This is a genomic window from Acidithiobacillus sp. 'AMD consortium', assembly GCF_008926505.1.
GTDB classification, from domain to species: domain Bacteria; phylum Pseudomonadota; class Gammaproteobacteria; order Acidithiobacillales; family Acidithiobacillaceae; genus Acidithiobacillus; species Acidithiobacillus ferridurans.
In genome coordinates, this window is the sequence record NZ_CP044411.1 from 779,859 (window position 1) to 797,522 (window position 17,664).

The following is a 17,664-nucleotide window of genomic DNA, read 5'->3' on the forward strand; positions in this document are numbered from 1 at the left end:
GAAATACTCAGCGGATTTGCAGCCCGGCGAGCGTCTACTTCTTGGCCTGTCTCACGCCAGGCCCTATACTGCGGATACTAACCAGACGGTCAGTGTGCTTTTACTCGGCACCCTGCCATCCACGCCGCCATCGGGGTGGCATCCACGCGATGCATCCCGTTGCTGAACTTGCCACGAGGACCTCATGCGCTCCGATATGATCAAAAAAGGTTTTGAACACACTCCTCACCGCGCCCTGCTCAAGGCCTGCGGTGTCACCGACCAGGATATGGATAAGCCCTTCATCGGAGTGGCCAACTCGTTCATCGACATTATTCCCGGCCACGTGCATTTGCAGGAGTTCGGACGCATCGTCAAGGAGAACATCCGTGCGGCGGGGGGCGTGCCCTTCGAGTTCAATACCATCGGTGTGGATGACGGCATCATCATGGGTCACGACGGTATGCGTTACTCGCTCCCGAGCCGTGAGCTGATTGCGGACTCCATCGAGACGGTGGTGCAGGCCCATCATCTGGACGCGCTCATCTGTATCCCCAACTGCGATAAGATCGTGCCCGGTATGATCATGGGTGCGCTGCGCTGTGACGTCCCCACGGTATTCGTCTCCGGCGGCCCTATGGAGGCCGGTCATCTGTCTGACGGAACGGCGGTCGATCTGGTAACGGCGTTTGAGGCGGTCGGTCAGTTCAAGCGCGGGCAGATCACCCAAATCCGTCTCAAAGAGATCGAGGACAAGGCCTGTCCGACTTGCGGCTCCTGCTCCGGCATGTTCACGGCCAACAGCATGAACTGCCTGATGGAGGTTCTCGGTATCGCGCTGCCCGGCAACGGCACCATTCTGGCGACGGCGGCGGCGCGCCGCGACCTGGTGCGGCAGGCTGCGGATCGTGTGGTGGCGCTGGCCATGGCGGGCGGGCCGACCATGCGGCAACTGGTGGATTTCGATGCCATCGATAACGCATTTATACTGGACATGGCCATGGGCGGTTCCACCAACACGGTATTGCACACCCTGGCCATCGCCCGGGAGGCCGGTCTGGATTATCCCCTGGCGCGGCTGAACGATCTGGCGCAGAAGGTGGCCTACCTTGCCAAGATATCGCCCGCCCTGTCTACGGTGCATGTCGAGGACATCGGCCGCGCCGGTGGTATCCCAGCCATCCTCCATGAAGTCCACAAGCGCACTCCCGATGTGCTGCATCTGGATAAGCCGACAGTGAGCGGCCAAAGCCTGCGCGAGATCGTCTTGGCGGCGGCGGTCAAGGACAGCAAAATCATCCATTTGGCCAGCGATCCCATTTCCCCCACTGGCGGCTTGCGGGTGGTCTTTGGCAATCTCGCGCCGGAAGGCGGTATCGTCAAAATCGGTGCGGTATTGCCCGCGATGCGCAAGTTCTCTGGACCTGCGAAGATTTTTGAGAGTATGGAAACGGCGGCGGACGGTATTCTTGCCGGTGAAGTCGAGGCCGGTAATGTGGTGGTGATCCGTTATGAAGGCCCGAAGGGCGGCCCCGGAATGCCGGAGATGCTGACGCCTACCGCCAACATCATGGGTATGGGTCTGGGCGAAAGTGTGGCATTGATTACCGACGGCCGTTTCAGTGGAGCAACCCGCGGGGCCTGTATCGGCCACATCTCCCCGGAGGCGGCGGAGGGAGGCCCCATCGGTCTGTTGAAAGATGGGGACATGATTTCTCTTGACCTCGACAATGGCAAAATCCATGTCGACCTGAGTGACGAGGAATTGGCCGAACGCCGCAAACATTGGGCGCCGATAGAAAAGCCCCTGAAGTCACCGTGGTTGCGCCGGTATCGTAAGCTGGTGACTAACGCCGCCAACGGCGCGGTCCTGGAGTCCTGAGCATTCATGAGTAATGGTGAGCTGCATATCGGTGTCTATGTGGATGCCGAAAATATTCGTTATAACGGTGGTTATGCCATGCGTTATGATGTGCTGCGTCGCTTCGCCGGGCGGGAAGCGGAAGCGCGATTACTGCGCCTGAATACCTATATGGCGGTGGATGGCGAGCGCATGAAGCGTGATCGTGAGTACCGGGAACGGATTCGCGGTTATCAGCAGGCGGTGCGCGATCTTGGTTGGAAGATCATCGAAAAGCCGGTGCGCTGGTTCGTGGACGAAGAAGGCAACAGCATGTCCAAAGCCAATGCCGATCTGGATCTGGCGGTGGATGTGATGCTGCAATCCGAGCGCCTGGATCAGGTGCTGCTGGTCACGGGTGACGGGGATTTCCTGCAGGTGGTCCGCGCGTTGCAGAATAAGGGATGTCGGGTCGAGGTGCTGGCGTTCAGGAATGTCTCCAGAGAGTTGCAGTATGAAGCGGACGCTTTCTACCCCGGTTATCTGGTGCCCGGGCTGATTCCCACCCGTGGCGACGTGCGGGTGCCGTGGGGGGAAATAGGCTCACGCATTCGCGGTATCTGCATCCGCTGGGAGGCCGATCGCGGCTTCGGCTTCATCCGTTTTTTGACCGGTATTTCCGCCCGTTTGTGGGTGACCGATACCCGGCAGGAGGATTCTCCTTACGAGTCGGCCTTTGTCCACATTTCTGACCTGCCGCGCGAATTGGATATGGATGACCTCCCGAGTCGGGATATCATTCTGGAGTTTGATCTCGAGTCCAGTGAGACGGAAAAGGGCGGTTTCGTCGCCCGCCGCTGCACCGTGGTCAATCGCTATGATGGCCGCACCGGGGGCTTGTTGAAGCAGCCCGAGCGCATCTCCAGCACGGAACGGGGGGAGGATGCGGGGTTCGCCCGGCAGGACGAAGCCGAGGAGCATGAGGCGGTCGCCGAACCCTCCTGACGCCGCTTCGGTCTCTACAGGTTGCGAAAAAATACCTGACTGCGGCGCTGGAAGTTATAGAGCTGCTGCCGCGGCACCGGTAAATCCTCCAGGGCGCCGTGGTGGAAATTGCGTTCCAGAAACCAGTGGGTCGTCTGGGTGCTGAGCACGAAGATCCGTTCCAGTTTCTGCTCCCGCGCGCGTTCCTGACAGTAGTCGAGCAGCCGCTCACCGCGCCCCTGGCGACGATAGCGGCTGTCCACGGCGAGGCAGGCGACTTCGGCCATTCCCTGTTCAGGGAAGGGATACATGGCCGCGCAGCCGATGATCTTGCCGTCCCGTTCCATGACCACGAAGTGACCCGCTTCCATTTCGAGGCGTTCCCGGCTGCGCCGCACCAGCACCCCGCGCTCTTCCATGGGGCGAATCAGATCGAGGATGCCGGGGATATCGGCGACGGTGGCGGTCCGCAGATGCTCGAAAGGGTCCCGGGAAATGAGGGTACCGAGGCCATCGCGGGTGAAGAGTTCGCGCAGCAGGGCGCCATCCACATGCCGGGATATGAGATGGACACGATCCACCGTTCCGGCGCAGGCAATCGCGGCGCTGTGCAGATGCTCGCGCAGGCCGCCCTGAATATCATCCCGCTCCAGTAATTGCGGTAGTTCGGAAAGGGTGATCTGGCGTATCAGTTGCCCCTGTGCATCGGTCACACCATCCTCATCCATGAAAAATACCAGCTTGGCGGCGTGCAAGGCCAAGGCCGCCGCTACCGCCACTTCCTCTGCGCGGATGTTGAACAGGGTACCCGTCGGCGAGACGCCAATGGGGGAGAGCAGGATGATTTCGTCGGCGGCAAGATGGCGTTGGATGGCCTCTGTCGCTACCCTGCGTACCTGTCCGGTATACTGGTAATCCACCCCCTCCAGCACCCCAAGGGGCTGGGCGATGATGAAGTTGCCGCTGACCACCTGCAATCCCGCATGGGCCATGGGCGAGCCCATTTGTCCTTCAGACAATGCCGACTCCACCACCAGACGGGCACCGCCCACCGCTTCACGGAGTACCTGCATGGCCGCCAGGTCGGTGATGCGCTTGCCGTTGACCCGTTCGGTGCGGAGTTGGTGGGCCAGCAGTGCCGCGTCGATCTGCGGCCCGGCCCCGTGTACCAGGACGACATTGATGCCCAGACTGTTGAGCAGGGCGATGTCATGAGCGAGGCTGCGGATGCTGCCATCCGCCAGCGCGTCGCCACCGAAATTGATGACGAAAGTCTGTCCGCGAAAGCGATGAATGTAAGGCGAAGACTCGCGGAAACTGCGGACGAAGCTATCGGCTGGCATCTGAGCACGCCACCCCTAAAGGACATTCAGGGCGATGGCTGGGCGCTGTGTTTTGGGCTGGGTTTGAGCGGAAAACTCCTCCGGGCTATAGGCCTTGATCGACAGCGCGTGTATCTCCTGACGCACCGGGTCGGTGGCCGTATTGACCAGACGGTGACGTGCCAATGGGGGCAAGCCCGCGAACCGACCGCTGACAATGCGCACCTCGTAATGCCCGCCACCGCCGGACGACGCATGACCGCTGTGGGATTCCGTCCGGTCATTGATTTCCAGGAATTCCGGATTCAGGGCGTCACGCAATAAATTGCCGAGGATTTCTTTATTCATGGCAAAAATACTCCTTTATAAGGGCGAACACTGACATCTGTGTAAACACCGGCACTGAGATAAGGTTCGGCGGCAGCCCAGGCATGGGCATCTTCCAGCGAGTCAAAACGGGCAATGATCAGGCTGCCGGTAAACCCTGCTTCGCCCGGTTCTTCACTGTCTATGGCGGGGAATGGCCCCGCAGTCAGTAAGCGCCCCTCAGATTGCAACTGATGCAGGCGCGCCAGATGATCGCCCCGCGCCGTCTGGCGTTTGCCTAGGGAGTCGGCATTGTCCGTGCCAATGATGCAGTAATACATGAACCTTTTCCTGTTGGTGAGATGCATGCCCTAAAGCTGCCCCATTTGCGGCAAGTTGGCAACTGTCTCCGCTGATCAGAGGCTATGCCGACGAATCGCCATCCTTGGCCTCTTGCGGCAAAGCACGTGAGATCACCACCGCTTGAAAGAGTACGAAAATGACGGTGATGGCGAGCATGCCGAAAAGCTTGAAATCCACCCAGATACCCGTTGAAAACGCATAGGCCACGATCAGGTTCAGGACAGCACCGAAGAGAAAGAAGGCAATCCAGTAGCCATTGAGGCGCCGCCAGAAAGACAGGGGCAGCGCGGCTGGCAGTTGTCCGCCCATCAAGCGTTGGAGGAGCGGTTCCTCCCGCCAGTGGGTAAAGAGCAGTGCCGCCGCGAACAGCATATAGAGGATGCTGGGTTTGATCTTGATGAAGGTGTCGTTATGAAAATACAGGGTCAGGCCACCGAAGGCCAGGATCAGCAGGGTGGAGACCCAGGTCATGGTCTCCACCCGGCCCCGCCGCCACCACTGCCAGGCCATCAGTAGGATAGCGGCAACGATGAGCACTTCGGTGGCCATGTAGATCCCGTGAATCCGGTAGGCCACGAAAAAGAGGATAATGGGGAGGAAATCGGTAAGCAGTTTCATGACGCGCCACGGTAAATGGGGTTAAGCTTGCTCTATCTAATCACAGAAAGGAGTTCGTGGACAGTGGAACGTCAACAGGTGATTCAGGGTTTGGCCGCGCTTTTGGGGGATAACAGCAGTCATCCTCTGCCCGATTTTGCTGGGGTAAAGGCGGCGCGCTGGCGCCATCTGCCCCTCGGTGGCCGTCTGGAAGGGGTGGCGCGCGTGGATTTGCCGGAGATGGACGAACTGCTCGGTATCGAAGACACCAAGGCCGCACTGGACCTGAACACCCGCCAGTTTGTCGCCGGTTTGCCCGCCAATGACGCCTTGCTCTGGGGCGGGCGGGGCACAGGCAAGTCTTCGCTGGTCAAGGCGCTCTTGCGTCGCTATGCGGATCAGGGGCTGCGGGTGATTGAAATCGACCAGGACGGCATCCTCGACCTGCCGGAGATACTGGCGGCGCTGCAGGCGGCCGATCCGCGGCAGGCGTATCACTTTGTGCTTTTCTGCGATGACCTGTCTTTTGGTGCCGATGACCCCGGCTACAAGGCCCTCAAGTCGCTGCTCGACGGCGGTGTGGAGGCGCGTCCGGACAACGTGCTGCTCTACGCCACCAGCAACCGGCGGCATTTGATGCCGCGCCATTTCGCCGACAACGAGGAATATCACCGCCACGGGGAGGAAATCATTCCCGGCGAGACGGCGGAAGAAAAAATCAGCCTCTCCGAGCGCTTCGGCTTATGGCTGGGCTTTTATCCCTTCGATCAGGCTATGTATCTGGATATTTGCATTATCCATCTGCAGCGTCTGGGGGTGCAGACGCCGCAGGCGGAATGGCGGGAGGAAGCCCTGCGCTGGGCCTTGCAGCGCGGCTCGCGCAGTGGCCGGGTGGCACGGCAGTTCGCCCGTCACTGGGCCGGATCCAGGGCGCTGGCGGCACGATAGTGGTTCATCCTTCCGAACGTGGGCCTGGTTCACATAGAGCCCGGCCATAACGGAACTCCTCGTTTCAACGGGCGGATTGCGGCTGGTTGATCTCCTGGCTGATGATATGCAGCATCTGGGCATGAATCCGCAGGTTGCCGGCAACGATATCGCCGTTTTGCAGATAACCCTGATCACCCTGGAAGTCGGTGGCGACGCCGCCCGCCTCCTGCACCAGTAGCGCGCCGGCAGCGAGATCCCAGGGCTTGAGGTTGAACTCCCAGAAGCCGTCATAGCGGCCCGCCGCGACATAGGCCAGGTCCAGTGCCGCGGAGCCGGGCCGGCGGACACCCGCAGTCTTCAGCATGAAAGCCTTGAGGGTGGCGAGGTAGGTGTCCAGGTGGGAAAAGTCGCGGAAGGGAAAGCCGGTGCCGAGCAGGGCACCGTCCAGATCCTTGCGCTGGGCAATGCGCAGGCGGCGATCGTTGAGGTGTGCGCCACTGCCGCGGCTGGCGGTAAACAGCTCGTTATGCACCGGATCATAGATGACTGCATGCTCCAGGCGGTCAAAGTGGCGAACGGCGATGGAGACGCCGACCTGCGGCATGCCGTGGATGAAGTTGGTGGTGCCATCGAGGGGGTCAATGATCCACTCGAAGTCTTTATCGGAGATGCGGCTGCCTTCTTCGGCGAGGATGCCGTGCTCGGGGTAGGCGCGGCGGATAATCTCCACGATGGCGGCCTCGGCGCGCTGATCGACGTCCGTGACAAAGTCATTGTGCGCCTTGCTGGTGATGCTGATTTCATTGACCCGGTCGAAGCTGCGGTTGATGATATCGCCAGCTTTGCGGGCCGCACGAATGGCGGTAACGAGAATAGGATGCTGCATGGGAACCTTGTGCGAGGATGAGTCGGAATTGGGGGAGTATAAAGGAGAATGGCGGTGGCCGCACGGGCGAGGGCTGCGGGCATGATCGGGACTTCTTTGCACGGTTTGCGTATTGTCCTTGTTGAACCCAGTCACCCCGGCAATATCGGGGCGGCGGCACGGGCCATGAAGGTGATGGGGTTGCGCCATCTGGTGCTGGTCAATCCGCGCTTTTTCCCCGATCCGGAGGCCACGGCTCTTGCCTCCGGTGCCGAAGATATTCTGGAATCGGCGCAGGTCTGTACCAATCTGGACACGGCCCTGCAGGGTTGCCACAAAGTCTATGGCACCAGTGCCCGCGATCGTCGTATCCAGTGGCCCGTCGGCAATGCCCGGGAGGCGGCGGGAGAGATTCTCACGGATCTGATCACGGGGGATTGTGCTCTGCTCTTTGGCCGGGAGCGGACGGGGCTGACCAATGCGGAGATGGATCGTTGTCAGGTGTTGGTGCATATCCCCACGGCGGATGAATACCACTCCCTGAATCTGGGGCAGGCGGTGCAGGTGCTCGCCTATGAGCTCCACATGGCCGCCCTGATGGCCCTACCAGCGCAGGACGTACCCACAGAAGCAGTGCTGGAGCCGCCCGCCCCCATCGAGGATATGGAAGGCTTTTATGGGCACTTGCAGCATGTGCTGCGCTGTAGTGGTTTTCTGCAGGAGATTCGCGCTACCCGCATGATGCGTCGCTTGCGCCGTCTTTTTGACCGCGCCAGGCCGAGCCAGAACGAGGTGAACATCCTGCGCGGTATCCTTACCGAAATCGAGCGCTGGGCGTCTAAAGTGGACAGAAAGGATCAGGATAGTCTTTAATGCGGGGCTTGGTAGTGTGGCCGAGGCAAATACGGGGGAGTGTGGCTATGGGTGGACGCTGGCGGAGTGACCTCGACGCGGTTTTTGCGCGCGATCCCGCGGCGCGGACCCGTCTGGAAGTGTTGCTCACCTATCCCGGCGTTCACGCCCTGTTCCTGCATCGGATCGCTCATGCCCTGTGGCGTCACCGCTGGCGCCTGTCGGCGCGCAGTCTGGCGGCCTTTTCGCGTTTCTGGACCGGTATCGAGATTCATCCGGGGGCGCAGATCGGTAAGGGTTTCTTCATCGATCATGGAATGGGGGTGGTGATCGGTGAGACGGCGGAGATCGGCGACGATTGTACCCTCTATCACGGCGTGACCCTGGGCGGAACCTCCTGGACGCCGGGTAAACGCCATCCGACTCTGGGGCGTGGCGTCATCGTCGGCGCTGGTGCCAAGGTGCTGGGACCGGTCATTATCGGAGATGATGCGCGGATCGGCTCCAATGCGGTGGTGGTCAAGTCGGTGCCGGAGGGTGCCACCGTGGTGGGTATCCCTGGGCGGGTGATCAGCAAAGGGGAGCATACGGATAACTTCGAGGCCTATGGCCTGACCGGACAGATGCCCGATCCGGTGGCGCGGGCCGTGGAATGCATGCTGGAGCACATGCATCGCCAGGATGCGGAAATTGCGCAACTGCGGGATGGCTTGCAGCACCTGCAGCCGCAGGAGGGCATGATGCCTGTGGAGGAGATCGTCTGCGCCATCGAGGACGACGATGACGTGCCGGAAAACAAGGGAACGCGCGCGGGTAATACTTGACTAATTTGGTATAGATAGTAGGATGTCGTACAGGAGGGCACTGGACATGAAACTGACGACAAAAGGACGCTACGCGGTGACCGCCATGCTGGATCTGGCGCTCAATCAGCGTGGTGGCGTGGTGACCGTGGCCGATATCTCGCAGCGTCAGCGGATTTCTGTGGCCTATTTGGAGCAGCTCTTTGGGCGGCTGCGTCGTTATGGTCTGGTGGAAAGTGTACGTGGTCCGGGTGGTGGTTACCGGCTGGCCATGCCGGACGCGGAGATTTCGTTGACGCAGATTGTGGAGGCCGTCAATGAGTCCATCAGCACGACCCAGTGCGGTGGTGATCCGCAGCAGGGTTGTAAGGGGGACGGGCAGCAGTGCCTTACTCACGACCTGTGGGAAGAATTGGGAGATCGTATCGCCGAGTTTCTCGGGGGGATTACCCTTGGTCAACTAGTACAGAAGCAGCTGACCAAGGAGTTGATGCAGGCAGCTCCGATCGCGATGAGGGATAAAACACCACTGCGCCAGACGCATAACACCGCTTAAAACCGAGAGGTACAGGAAATGAACCAACCCAAAATCATTGAACTGAATATCGAGCAGCCTTTGCGGATCGATCCCAATCGTCCCATTTACCTGGACTATCAGGCGACGACCCCCGTCGATCCGATCGTTCTGGAACAGATGCTGCCCTTTCTGACCCATGACTTTGGTAATGCGGCCAGCCGTTCCCATCCCTACGGCTGGACGGCGGAGAAGGCGGTGGAGAAGGCGCGTCAGCAGGTTGCCGATGCCGTCCACGCCGACCCCCGTGAAATCGTCTGGACGTCGGGCGCGACGGAAGCGACCAATCTGGCTCTCAAGGGCGCGGCGCATTTCTACTCCGGCAAAGGCAGGCATCTCGTCACCCTGCGTACCGAGCACAAGGCGACTCTGGACACTTGTCGCCAACTGGAGCGCGAAGGCTTTGAAGTTACCTATCTGGAAGTACAGGAAGACGGTCTGGTCGACCTCCAGGCCTTTGAAGCGGCCCTCCGTCCAGATACCATCATGGCTTCCGTGCTGTATGTGAACAACGAAATCGGCGTCATCCAGCCCATGGAAGAAATCGGCAGGATACTGCGCGCCCACAAAATATTGTTCCATGTGGATGCGGTGCAGGCTCTGGGCAAGATCCCGGTGGATGTGGAGGCCGTCCAGGCGGACATGATGAGCCTATCCGGGCATAAGATTTACGGACCCAAGGGCATTGGTGCCCTCTATGTGCGGCGTAAGCCCCGGGTGCGGGTGGAGGCACAGGTGCATGGTGGAGGCCACGAGCGCGGCATGCGTTCCGGGACTTTGCCTACGCACCAGATCGTCGGTATGGGCGCGGCAGCCGAACTGGCCGTGCAGTCGATGGAGAGCGATGGCAAGCGTATCCGCCAGTTGCGTGACCGTCTGCTCAAGGGCATTCAGGAACGGGTGGAAGAAACCTATATCAATGGCAACATGGAACACCGGGTGCCGCACAACCTCAATATCAGCTTTGCCTTTGTGGAAGGCGAGTCGCTGATCATGGCGCTGAAGGAAATCGCCGTATCCAGCGGATCGGCCTGTACCTCGGCCAGCCTGGAGCCTTCTTATGTGCTCCGCGCCTTGGGCAAGTCCGATGAACTGGCGCACAGTTCCATCCGCTTTGGCATTGGTCGCTACACGACGGAAGAGGAAATTGACGCTACTATCGGACTGATTGCTGCGAAGGTGGACAAGTTACGGGAGTTGTCTCCCCTCTGGGAGATGCATCAGGAAGGCATTGATATCCACAGCATTCAGTGGGCCGCGCACTAAGGTCCTTACAAGAGGAGAACCATCATGGCATACAGTGAAAAGGTGATCGATCATTATGAACATCCCCGCAATGTGGGGGCACTGGACAAGGATGACAGCGGCGTCGGCACCGGTATGGTGGGTGCACCGGCCTGCGGCGACGTGATGCGTTTGCAGATCAGGGTGAACGGGCAGGGCATTATCGAAGACGCCAAGTTCAAGACCTATGGCTGCGGTTCGGCCATTGCGTCCAGCTCGCTGGTGACGGAGTGGGTCAAGGGCAAAACCCTCGATGAAGCGATGGCCATCAAGAACAGCCAGATCGCCGAAGAGCTGGAGCTGCCTCCGGTCAAGATTCACTGCTCCGTGCTGGCCGAAGACGCCATCAAGGCGGCGGTGGAGGATTACCGCAAAAAGCAGGGTGGCGCGCCGGTGGCTGCGCAACCGGAAATGGCCGGTGCCCAGGCGGCACACTAGGATACCGTCATGGCTTTGACCTTATCGGAAAGTGCGGCGCGGCAGGTACGCAAGAGTATTGCCAAACGCGGCAAGGGTGTGGGTATCCGCATCGGTGTGAAAACCAGCGGCTGCTCGGGGTTGTCGTATGTCATGGAGTTTGTGGATGTCCCCAACCCGGAAGATCTGGTGTTTCCCCATGATGACGTGAGTCTTTTCGTGGACCCCAAAAGTCTCATTTATCTGGATGGCACCGAACTGGACTTCACCCGCGAAGGCTTGAACGAGGGATTCCGTTTTAATAATCCCAACGTGAAAGATGCCTGCGGCTGCGGTGAGAGCTTTACGACCTGATGGTGGACTCCTGTTTCCGGTGCGGGGCGGAGTTGGGTGCTCCGCCCGCGCTTTGCGCTTCTTGCGGGGCGGTGCAGCCCTTCCGCGCGGACCTGTCCTTGTATGCGGTGGCGGGCTTGCCCGAAACGTATGACCTGGACGTGCAGACGCTGCGCACGCAAGTGTTGGCGCTGCAAAAAGGCCTGCATCCGGACCGCTTCGCCAATGCGGAACCGGCGGCAAGACGCTATTCCCTGGAGTGGAGTACCCGCCTTAATGAGGCCTTGGCCATATTGCGGGACCCCCTGCGGCGTGCCGATTATCTCCTGCAACGGCAAGGCGTGGACGCGTTGGGTGAGCAGGTGAAGGTCGCTGACCCGGAACTGCTGATGACCCAGATGATCTATCGCGAACGTCTGGAAGATCTGGTGGCGGCACGCGACCTGTCGGGCATGGAGGCTTTGCGTCAGGAAGTGGATACGGCAGCGACCGGGGTGGTGCAACGTCTCCGGAGATTATTGGGTGTTTTACCCTGTGTTGAGCCGGAAGCGGCGGGCGCGGCGCTGCGCGAGTTACAATTTCTCGATAAGCTTCTCGGCGAGATAGACCGCCGCGAAGAGCATTTGCAGAATGCCTGAGCGGCGGAACCTCCACAATCAGGGCGATATATCATGGCGTTAATGCAAATTGCAGAACCGGGCACGGCCGCTGATCCCCATCGGCGGCGGCTGGCTATCGGTATCGACCTGGGAACCACCCATTCGCTGGTGGCCTCCGTATTGTCGGCGGTGCCCACCGTCATGCGCGATCATGACGGTAAATATCTGCTGCCTTCGGTGGTGCGTTACCTCGGTGGCGGCGGTATTCACGTCGGCTATCCCGCGGTCGCCGCCGCCGGGCAGGACCCGCACAATACCATCGCCTCGGTGAAACGCCTGATGGGGCGCGGCCACGGCGATGTGCAGACTCTTGCCGGGCACTTACCTTACGACCTTGTTCCTGGAGAGGGTATGGTGCGCCTGCGCACGGTGGCGGGTGAAAAATCCCCCGTAGAGGTGTCTGCCGAAATATTGCGGGTACTCAAAGAGCGGGCAGTGGAAACCCTGGGTGGCGAACCGGAGGGCGCGGTGATCACGGTGCCCGCTTATTTCGACGAGGCCCAGCGTCAGGCCACCAAAGATGCGGCCCGTCTGGCGGGGCTGAACGTGCTGCGCCTGCTGGCCGAGCCGACCGCGGCGGCGGTGGCCTATGGCTTGGACAAGGGCAGTGAAGGCATTTTTGCCATCTACGATCTGGGCGGCGGAACCTTCGATATTTCCATATTGCGCCTACAGGCCGGAGTCTTTGAGGTGCTGGCGACCGCCGGTGATTCCGCACTTGGCGGTGACGATATGGATCATGCGGTGGCCGAATGGCTGATGCAGGAGGAGGGCGGTGATGCGTCCGATCCCCTCTGGCGGCGGCAGGTGCTGCAGCAGGCGCGTACCGCCAAAGAGGCGCTCAGTGCCGTAGACGAAACGATGATAGCGCTGACGCCTTCCGGTCGCGCGGCCCGCGAGATAAAGCTGTCGCGTGGCCAGTTGGAATCACTGATTCAGCCGGTGATCCAACGGTCCCTCCCGGCTTGTCGGCGGGCGCTGCGGGATGCCGGGTTAAAACTGACTGATATTGACGGTGTGGTGCTGGTGGGCGGCGCCACCCGTGTCCCCGCCGTGCGCGCGATGGTGGAGGCGTTCTTTCAGCAGAAGCCGCTGACGGACATCGACCCCGATCAGGTGGTGGCCCTGGGTGCCGCCATTCAGGCCGATGCCCTGATAGGCAATCAGCGTGAAGATTTGTTGCTCATGGACGTGCTGCCACTGTCCCTTGGTCTGGAGACCATGGGCGGACTGGTGGAGAAAATCATTCCCCGCAACACCCCCATTCCGGTGGCACGGGCGCAGGAGTTCACCACCTTCAAGGATGGTCAGACGGCCATGAGCGTCCACGTCGTGCAGGGGGAACGCGATCTGGTGCAGGACTGTCGTTCGCTGGCGCGCTTCAGTCTGCGCGGCATTCCCCCCATGGTGGCCGGTGCCGCAAGGATTCGCGTGACTTTTCAGGTGGACGCCGATGGCCTGCTGGCGGTGCGTGCAGAGGAAACCAGTACGGGGGTGCGTTCGGAAGTTGTCGTCAAACCGTCTTATGGTCTGAATGATGAAGAAATCGCCAGGATGTTGCAGGACTCGTTCACCCATGGCGCCGAAGATGTGGTCAGACGACGCCTGTCAGAAGCCAAAGTGGAGGGTGAGCGCGTGCGCGAAGCCTTGCGTACGGCTTTGGCCGCCGATGCCGACCTGCTGGATCCGGCGGAGCGGGAAGCCCTGGACAAGGCCAGTGCCGCGTTGATCAATGCCTTGTCGGGTGACGACGCCGGCGTGATCACCGCCGCCGCGGAGGCGGTGGAAACCGCCGCGGAACCGCTGGTGCAGCGGCGTATGGACAGTGCCCTGCGCCGCGCCATCACCGGCCGTTCCATTGACGATCTGGGAGATTGAATGACAAAAATACGCGTCCTGCCGAACCCGGAAGTCTGTCCCGAGGGGGCGGAGTTCGACGCTGAGCCGGGGGAGACCATCATCACCGCGGCGCTGCGCAATGATATTCACATTGAGCATGCCTGCGAGATGTCCTGCGCCTGCACTACCTGTCATGTGATTCTGCGCGCGGGTTTTGACAGTCTCGTCCCTGCGGAAGAAAAAGAAGAGGATTTGCTCGATAAGGCCTGGGGCCTGGAGCCGACCTCCCGCCTCAGTTGCCAGGCGAAAGTGACGGATACCGAACTGGTCATCGAAATCCCCAAATACACCATCAATCTGGAAAAGGAGCGGCACTGATGCGCTGGACCGACACCTCGGAGCTTGCCATTGCCCTGGATGAAGCCCACCCGGACGCCGATGTGGCCCATCTGCGTTTCACCGACCTGCACCGCTGGATATTGGAACTCCCTGATTTTGAAGGCGAGCCCGAAAAGTCCAGCGAAGGCATCCTCGAAGCCATCCAGATGGCCTGGTTGGCGGAGAAGGACTGAGTCAGGCCGCACACTATGGCCGAAAAAAAAGCCCTCATCGCCCTCTCGGGAGGAGTGGATTCTGCCGTAGCGGCCCTGCTTATGCAGGAGCAGGGCTACGAACTCACCGGTGTGACCATGCGCCTGTGGCCCAGGAGCCGCTGCTGCGATGAAAAAGATATCGAAGACGCCGCCGAGATCTGCGCCCGTCTAGGGATTCCCTACACGGTGCTGGATTATCGCGAGGCGTTCCGGCGTCAGGTGGTCGACGTGTTTGTCGCCGAATATCAGGCGGGGCGCACGCCCAATCCTTGTGCGCGCTGCAATCAGTTCCTCAAGTTCGATGCCCTGCTGGCGGAGGGCGAAAAGTTGGGCGCCACGATGCTGGCGACGGGCCATTATGCGCGGCTGGCGGAAACCTCCTCGGGTACTGCTCTGCTGCGTGGCCGTGACGATGCCAAAGATCAATCCTATTTTCTTTTCGCCATTGCTGCGGGGATATTGCCCCGCCTGCGCTTTCCCGTGGGTGGCATGAACAAGGACGAGGTGCGCGCCGTGGCCCGAAAGCATGGCCTGCCCGTGGCCGCCAAGCAGGACTCACAGGATATCTGCTTTGTCCCGGACGGCGACTACCGCCGCTTTCTGGAGGATTACGCCGGGCTGGACATGGCGCAGGAAGGAGAGATGGTTGACAGCAGCGGGCAGGTGCTGGGCCAGCATCCGGGTACGCTCAACTTCACCGTAGGGCAGCGCAAAGGACTGGGTGGCGGCAGTGACCAGCCGCGCTATGTCCTTGCGCTGGACTCAACCAGGAACCGGGTAATCGTCGGCAGAGAGGATGAGCTCTACCGCAATGTGGTCAGCCTGGCCGAGTGCAACTGGCTGGCGGATTTATCCCCCAACGAAACCCATGCCGTGACCGCAAAACTGCGTTACCGCTCCCGCGCCGAGTCGGCCACGCTGCACCTGCTCTCCGATGCCCGGGCCGAACTCCGCTTTCCCGAGCCGCAACGCGCCGTTACCCCCGGTCAGGCTGCCGTCTGCTACCTAGGTGAGCGCCTGCTGGGCGGAGGCTGGATTCAGGGCACGGAATAGTCCGCTGGCGCGCCGGGGTCAGGATATACCCAACAGGTGCTGTATTTCCGGTAACATGCTCTGTACGCATTTTTTCCCCTCCGTGATGGCTTCGCCGGCGCGATAAAACTCCAGTAAGCCAATGTGGGACAGCTTCGGAGAAAGCAGGATATCCGGAGGATCTCCGGCCATGCGGCTTCTGGTGATTCTGTCCTGCATGATATTCACCGAGCCGGCGATGGCATCAAAGAGGCTGGGTGGTTGCTCCTCATCGCCTGTCGCCGGAAATATCGAGGCTGTATATGCAGTGATCAGGTCTGATATTTTTCCGGTAACGCCGGTATCCTGTGTTTTTATGACTTTGTTATTTTGAAGGTGTTTTCCAACGATATCATCGTTCAACGTTACGGCAATAACGACATCGGCGCCAAGAGCCCGACAGACCGAAACGGGGACGGGATTCACCAATCCGCCATCTATGAGCCACCTGCCGTTGTTCTTGACTGCCGGAAAGAGGCCGGGCATGGATATGGACGAAAAGACGGCATCCAAAATGGAACCATCCGTCAACCAGATCTCGCTTCCGGTTTGCAATTCGGTTGCTACCGATGCATATTTTTTGTTAACTATGTCCTCTATTTTTGAGTCATCATCTGCCACATATTTATTGAGGAAATAATGTAGCCGCTCTTTATTGACAAAACCATTCAACGACATGTTGATGGCAAAAAATTTGGCTGTTTCAAGCTTGGTCAGTGAACAAACCCATTTCTCCAGCTTCTCAAGATTGTTGGAAACATAGGATGCGCCGACCAGCGCGCCTATGGACGTACCACAAACGATATCCGGTACGATTCCTTGATCACTCAGCGCGCTTATCACCCCTATATGCGCCCACCCGCGGGCCGCGCCGCTGCCAAGAGCCAGGCCAATAGTCATGCTGATCTTCACCTCCCATGCGTTTTTGACGCCACAACGTAAGCGGTAACTGAGCGGCGTATCTTGCGGCTTAGTACGAGATATTATAGAGATGTAACAGATGCCTCCCTCTACAGGACCGGCTGCGGGGCGCTCCAGAAGGGAGTCCCCGCTTGAACCGGACGGCATCAAGGTGCCAAGGTGGAAATTTATCCACGATAAGGACAAGGAGGACTCGACATGCAGGTTACAACTTATGGACTGGTTTGGCAAAAAAGGTCATGCAACTGCATTGGGTAGACATGGAGACGGGTGAGATTCACCGCAAACGAGGGTGTTCTGAATTTTGTGTAAACGGCGTTTTCATTTAACGTTGTGGCATCCCCCCGGTGTCAGCCTAGTTGTCGCCTTCCTGAAATGGCGTATCACGAAATGAGGGGGGCCGAGATTTGGGGCAACAGTTTAAGCGTGTTTTCTTGGTAAGGAGGAGGCGAAGAGCGCAAAATTGGAAGTTTCGTGAGGACTACACCAGACAGAACGCCTCCTTCTGTCTGGTGAGCGCCGTGCCCTGAGCTGCGGACGGCCCGGTTTTGCGGGGTTCATGGTCCACCTGCTTGGTGTCATTATAAGACAAAACGGTGAGGTTGCTTATTCAGGCCACCAGTCAGCCAAAATCTGAGCGTTTATATTCCAAGGGCAAGTGTCAGGGAACGTCGACAATGGAAGTCCTGTCTCTTCCGCTGCTTCGTCTGTCGCGCTTGTCCATGTTTCGGGTAATGAGTAGCGCAGAAAGTTATCGAGACTTGGAGAGTCCTTGAGGATGAGGGCTATCTGCTTTCGTTGCTCTTTGATGGTCTGGGACCAGCTCTGCGAGCGTTTTTCCGGCTGCCATTGCCATTTGGCGATGTGCACAAGCAGTTTCTCCAGGCGACTGATGATTTCGCGGCGATCCCTCTTACCCATGGATTCCAATTCCTCTGCGACGTTGTTCCAGTCCATCCAGTCCGGCTTGCGACGGCGCAAAAGGTCTGCCTGCTCCATAGTCCATACATAGAAGTCCTGATCGTACAGATTGACGGGCGTTTCGAGCTTTATTGCTGTTCCCATGGTCACGCCTCCTGTTGGGCATGCTTGATGCTGTAAAGCATCAAGCATGGCTCCAGCGTCTGTCAAG

Annotated in this window: 21 protein-coding genes and 1 pseudogene; 15 read left to right on the plus strand and 7 right to left on the minus strand. The window is 59.6% G+C overall.

What is annotated here, in order from left to right; translation table 11 throughout:
- Window positions 1–184 precede the first annotated feature (184 nt).
- Both ilvD and F6A13_RS04145 read left to right on the plus strand, forming a co-directional pair.
- The gene (gene ilvD, locus F6A13_RS04140; protein ID WP_113527097.1) at window positions 185–1,861 is read left to right on the plus strand and encodes a dihydroxy-acid dehydratase; all 1,677 of its coding nucleotides are present in this window, start codon (window positions 185–187) and stop codon (window positions 1,859–1,861) included.
- A gap of 6 nt (window positions 1,862–1,867) precedes the next feature.
- Complete coding sequence (locus F6A13_RS04145) at window positions 1,868–2,824, plus strand: NYN domain-containing protein (protein WP_113527096.1); 957 nt, start codon at window positions 1,868–1,870, stop codon at window positions 2,822–2,824.
- Window positions 2,825–2,838: 14 nt separating this feature from the next.
- Here F6A13_RS04145 and argA read toward each other — a convergent pair whose 3' ends face one another.
- The 4 genes from argA to F6A13_RS04165 all read right to left on the minus strand — a co-directional run bounded on the left by argA (window position 2,839) and on the right by F6A13_RS04165 (window position 5,412).
- Complete coding sequence (gene argA / locus F6A13_RS04150) at window positions 2,839–4,146, minus strand: amino-acid N-acetyltransferase (RefSeq protein WP_126605039.1); 1,308 nt, start codon at window positions 4,144–4,146, stop codon at window positions 2,839–2,841.
- Between the two features lie 15 nt (window positions 4,147–4,161).
- On the minus strand, window positions 4,162–4,473 hold the full coding sequence (locus tag F6A13_RS04155) for a BolA family protein (protein WP_126605041.1): 312 nt from the start codon (window positions 4,471–4,473) through the stop codon (window positions 4,162–4,164).
- On the minus strand, window positions 4,470–4,772 hold the full coding sequence (locus tag F6A13_RS04160) for a YciI family protein (protein ID WP_113527093.1): 303 nt from the start codon (window positions 4,770–4,772) through the stop codon (window positions 4,470–4,472). Before F6A13_RS04160 ends, F6A13_RS04155 begins: the two co-directional genes overlap by 4 nt.
- A gap of 82 nt (window positions 4,773–4,854) precedes the next feature.
- Window positions 4,855–5,412, minus strand: coding sequence for a septation protein A (locus F6A13_RS04165; protein ID WP_126605042.1), 558 nt, complete (start codon window positions 5,410–5,412; stop codon window positions 4,855–4,857).
- Between the two features lie 63 nt (window positions 5,413–5,475).
- On the opposite strand from F6A13_RS04165, the gene F6A13_RS04170 reads away from it, so the two are divergent.
- Window positions 5,476–6,339: an ATP-binding protein gene (locus F6A13_RS04170; RefSeq protein ID WP_113527091.1), complete on the plus strand. Its 864-nt coding sequence runs from the start codon at window positions 5,476–5,478 to the stop codon at window positions 6,337–6,339.
- 64 nt (window positions 6,340–6,403) lie between these two features.
- On the opposite strand, the gene F6A13_RS04175 is transcribed toward F6A13_RS04170, so the two are convergent.
- Entirely contained in the window at window positions 6,404–7,207 is an 804-nt protein-coding gene (locus F6A13_RS04175) for an inositol monophosphatase family protein (protein ID WP_113527090.1), read from the minus strand.
- Window positions 7,208–7,255: 48 nt separating this feature from the next.
- Between F6A13_RS04175 and F6A13_RS04180 the strand changes: the two genes are divergently transcribed.
- From F6A13_RS04180 to mnmA, 11 genes are all read left to right on the plus strand, one after another.
- Window positions 7,256–8,059: an RNA methyltransferase gene (locus tag F6A13_RS04180; RefSeq protein WP_225981949.1), complete on the plus strand. Its 804-nt coding sequence runs from the start codon at window positions 7,256–7,258 to the stop codon at window positions 8,057–8,059.
- A 47-nt stretch (window positions 8,060–8,106) separates the two neighbouring features.
- Window positions 8,107–8,862, plus strand: a complete 756-nt coding sequence (cysE, locus tag F6A13_RS04185; RefSeq protein ID WP_126605044.1) for a serine O-acetyltransferase — start codon at window positions 8,107–8,109, stop codon at window positions 8,860–8,862.
- A 46-nt stretch (window positions 8,863–8,908) separates the two neighbouring features.
- Window positions 8,909–9,397, plus strand: a complete 489-nt coding sequence (locus F6A13_RS04190; protein WP_113527089.1) for an Rrf2 family transcriptional regulator — start codon at window positions 8,909–8,911, stop codon at window positions 9,395–9,397.
- A gap of 18 nt (window positions 9,398–9,415) precedes the next feature.
- On the plus strand, window positions 9,416–10,681 hold the full coding sequence (locus tag F6A13_RS04195) for an IscS subfamily cysteine desulfurase (RefSeq protein ID WP_113527088.1): 1,266 nt from the start codon (window positions 9,416–9,418) through the stop codon (window positions 10,679–10,681).
- A gap of 24 nt (window positions 10,682–10,705) precedes the next feature.
- Window positions 10,706–11,137: a Fe-S cluster assembly scaffold IscU gene (gene iscU / locus F6A13_RS04200; protein WP_113527087.1), complete on the plus strand. Its 432-nt coding sequence runs from the start codon at window positions 10,706–10,708 to the stop codon at window positions 11,135–11,137.
- 9 nt (window positions 11,138–11,146) lie between these two features.
- Window positions 11,147–11,470, plus strand: coding sequence for an iron-sulfur cluster assembly protein IscA (iscA, locus tag F6A13_RS04205; RefSeq protein ID WP_113527086.1), 324 nt, complete (start codon window positions 11,147–11,149; stop codon window positions 11,468–11,470).
- Window positions 11,471–11,577: 107 nt separating this feature from the next.
- Window positions 11,578–12,087, plus strand: coding sequence for a Fe-S protein assembly co-chaperone HscB (hscB, locus tag F6A13_RS04210; RefSeq protein ID WP_225982008.1), 510 nt, complete (start codon window positions 11,578–11,580; stop codon window positions 12,085–12,087).
- 33 nt (window positions 12,088–12,120) lie between these two features.
- Window positions 12,121–13,986: a Fe-S protein assembly chaperone HscA gene (gene hscA / locus F6A13_RS04215; protein ID WP_113527084.1), complete on the plus strand. Its 1,866-nt coding sequence runs from the start codon at window positions 12,121–12,123 to the stop codon at window positions 13,984–13,986.
- Window positions 13,987–14,325 (plus strand): ISC system 2Fe-2S type ferredoxin, encoded by a 339-nt coding sequence (fdx, locus tag F6A13_RS04220; RefSeq protein WP_113527083.1) that lies wholly within the window; start codon window positions 13,987–13,989, stop codon window positions 14,323–14,325.
- Complete coding sequence (iscX, locus tag F6A13_RS04225) at window positions 14,325–14,519, plus strand: Fe-S cluster assembly protein IscX (RefSeq protein ID WP_009566452.1); 195 nt, start codon at window positions 14,325–14,327, stop codon at window positions 14,517–14,519. Before fdx ends, iscX begins: the two co-directional genes overlap by 1 nt.
- A gap of 15 nt (window positions 14,520–14,534) precedes the next feature.
- Complete coding sequence (gene mnmA / locus F6A13_RS04230; protein WP_126605048.1) at window positions 14,535–15,593, plus strand: tRNA 2-thiouridine(34) synthase MnmA; 1,059 nt, start codon at window positions 14,535–14,537, stop codon at window positions 15,591–15,593.
- A gap of 18 nt (window positions 15,594–15,611) precedes the next feature.
- Here mnmA and F6A13_RS04235 read toward each other — a convergent pair whose 3' ends face one another.
- Window positions 15,612–16,511 (minus strand): patatin-like phospholipase family protein, encoded by a 900-nt coding sequence (locus F6A13_RS04235; RefSeq protein ID WP_113527080.1) that lies wholly within the window; start codon window positions 16,509–16,511, stop codon window positions 15,612–15,614.
- A 219-nt stretch (window positions 16,512–16,730) separates the two neighbouring features.
- On the opposite strand from F6A13_RS04235, the pseudogene F6A13_RS15955 reads away from it, so the two are divergent.
- Window positions 16,731–16,846, plus strand: a pseudogene (locus F6A13_RS15955) (IS110 family transposase); the annotation flags it as partial.
- 292 nt (window positions 16,847–17,138) lie between these two features.
- Here the strand turns inward: F6A13_RS15955 and F6A13_RS04240 are convergent.
- Window positions 17,139–17,597: a DUF29 domain-containing protein gene (locus F6A13_RS04240; protein ID WP_126605050.1), complete on the minus strand. Its 459-nt coding sequence runs from the start codon at window positions 17,595–17,597 to the stop codon at window positions 17,139–17,141.
- Between the last annotated feature and the right edge of the window lie 67 nt (window positions 17,598–17,664).

Excerpts from the sequence above, each read along its gene's own strand:
- ilvD (WP_113527097.1), top strand. The coding sequence starts at position 185 with ATGCGCTCCGATATGATCAAAAAAGGTTTTGAACACACTCCTCACCGC.
- F6A13_RS04145 (WP_113527096.1), top strand. The coding sequence starts at position 1,868 with ATGAGTAATGGTGAGCTGCATATCGGTGTCTATGTGGATGCCGAAAAT.
- argA (WP_126605039.1), bottom strand. The coding sequence starts at position 4,146 with ATGCCAGCCGATAGCTTCGTCCGCAGTTTCCGCGAGTCTTCGCCTTAC.
- F6A13_RS04155 (WP_126605041.1), bottom strand. The coding sequence starts at position 4,473 with ATGAATAAAGAAATCCTCGGCAATTTATTGCGTGACGCCCTGAATCCG.
- F6A13_RS04160 (WP_113527093.1), bottom strand. The coding sequence starts at position 4,772 with ATGTATTACTGCATCATTGGCACGGACAATGCCGACTCCCTAGGCAAA.
- F6A13_RS04165 (WP_126605042.1), bottom strand. The coding sequence starts at position 5,412 with ATGAAACTGCTTACCGATTTCCTCCCCATTATCCTCTTTTTCGTGGCC.
- F6A13_RS04175 (WP_113527090.1), bottom strand. The coding sequence starts at position 7,207 with ATGCAGCATCCTATTCTCGTTACCGCCATTCGTGCGGCCCGCAAAGCT.
- F6A13_RS04180 (WP_225981949.1), top strand. The coding sequence starts at position 7,256 with ATGGCGGTGGCCGCACGGGCGAGGGCTGCGGGCATGATCGGGACTTCT.
- cysE (WP_126605044.1), top strand. The coding sequence starts at position 8,107 with ATGGGTGGACGCTGGCGGAGTGACCTCGACGCGGTTTTTGCGCGCGAT.
- F6A13_RS04190 (WP_113527089.1), top strand. The coding sequence starts at position 8,909 with ATGAAACTGACGACAAAAGGACGCTACGCGGTGACCGCCATGCTGGAT.
- F6A13_RS04195 (WP_113527088.1), top strand. The coding sequence starts at position 9,416 with ATGAACCAACCCAAAATCATTGAACTGAATATCGAGCAGCCTTTGCGG.
- iscU (WP_113527087.1), top strand. The coding sequence starts at position 10,706 with ATGGCATACAGTGAAAAGGTGATCGATCATTATGAACATCCCCGCAAT.
- iscA (WP_113527086.1), top strand. The coding sequence starts at position 11,147 with ATGGCTTTGACCTTATCGGAAAGTGCGGCGCGGCAGGTACGCAAGAGT.
- hscA (WP_113527084.1), top strand. The coding sequence starts at position 12,121 with ATGGCGTTAATGCAAATTGCAGAACCGGGCACGGCCGCTGATCCCCAT.
- fdx (WP_113527083.1), top strand. The coding sequence starts at position 13,987 with ATGACAAAAATACGCGTCCTGCCGAACCCGGAAGTCTGTCCCGAGGGG.
- iscX (WP_009566452.1), top strand. The coding sequence starts at position 14,325 with ATGCGCTGGACCGACACCTCGGAGCTTGCCATTGCCCTGGATGAAGCC.
- mnmA (WP_126605048.1), top strand. The coding sequence starts at position 14,535 with ATGGCCGAAAAAAAAGCCCTCATCGCCCTCTCGGGAGGAGTGGATTCT.
- F6A13_RS04235 (WP_113527080.1), bottom strand. The coding sequence starts at position 16,511 with ATGACTATTGGCCTGGCTCTTGGCAGCGGCGCGGCCCGCGGGTGGGCG.
- F6A13_RS04240 (WP_126605050.1), bottom strand. The coding sequence starts at position 17,597 with ATGGGAACAGCAATAAAGCTCGAAACGCCCGTCAATCTGTACGATCAG.